The following is a 799-nucleotide window of genomic DNA, read 5'->3' as shown; positions in this document are numbered from 1 at the left end:
TTGATGAGAAAGGGACATATGTGCCCGAAGCGACGACCTTCCTGATGGTAGGTTCTGAGCTTCCGATAATTCTGGGATTCCTGAATTCGCATCTATCCGAATATTATTTCTCCACGCTGGGAACCACCACTGGCATGGGGACAGTCCGATGGAAGAAATACACCATCGAGCAGCTCCCCGTTGTCATGCCCCAGGGAGCAGAGCGGAACGAGTTCTTGGAACTCATCCATGAACGAATCAATTCCCAATGTCCAGAGCCTAGGCAACAGGAAATTGAACGGGAAATTGATGCCCACATTGCCAAAAGCATCGGTTTGACCGCGGAGGAAAACGACTTCATTCAACGCCGCTCGCTAGCCCAATGATCGTTGGATAGCGGCCTGCTCGGCATCATCAAGCTTGAACAGGCCGTATACCAGCGCGTTGATCCGCTGTTCCTCATTCATGGTTGGCATTCCCCGTTGTGCTTGCTCCTGAGCCCTTTGAGCCAGTTCGGCAATTTCGCGGCGCGTGGCGTCCGACACATCCTGGGGAATCGGAATCTGCTCCACGAAGACGGGCTTGTACTCCATGTAGCCGCCGCTGCGGGTGACACCGACCTGATGTACGTACCAATCAGCCGCCTTGGAGTTCAGCATCCCCAACAGGAACCAGTCGTCGGTGGTGATGAACGGAGATGGCGCGCAGACGATGGCATCGTCCTTCACCATTGCGTACTGGGCATGGAGACAGAGGTTGCCCCACACGATCTTCGGTTGCGAGAAATCGCCCCAATAAGCAATCGTGTCCTGAGTCTCAA

At 54.4% G+C, this 799-nt stretch carries 2 protein-coding genes; one reads left to right on the top strand and one right to left on the bottom strand.

Annotated elements, in window-relative coordinates:
- The coding region (locus tag EHS19_RS10510; RefSeq protein ID WP_206666370.1) for a hypothetical protein at positions 1–365 on the top strand (365 nt) is incomplete at its 5' end.
- Here EHS19_RS10510 and EHS19_RS10505 read toward each other — a convergent pair.
- The coding region (locus tag EHS19_RS10505) for a TaqI-like C-terminal specificity domain-containing protein (RefSeq protein ID WP_206666369.1) at positions 354–799 on the bottom strand (446 nt) is incomplete at its 5' end. The two genes, EHS19_RS10510 and EHS19_RS10505, sit on opposite strands and share 12 nt — an antisense overlap.

The sequence above is a fragment of the Bifidobacterium jacchi genome (assembly GCF_009078285.1).
Classification (GTDB): Bacteria; Actinomycetota; Actinomycetes; order Actinomycetales; family Bifidobacteriaceae; genus Bifidobacterium; species Bifidobacterium jacchi.
Note: the sequence above shows the minus strand (reverse complement) of the source record. Positions and strands in the feature narration are given on the sequence as shown.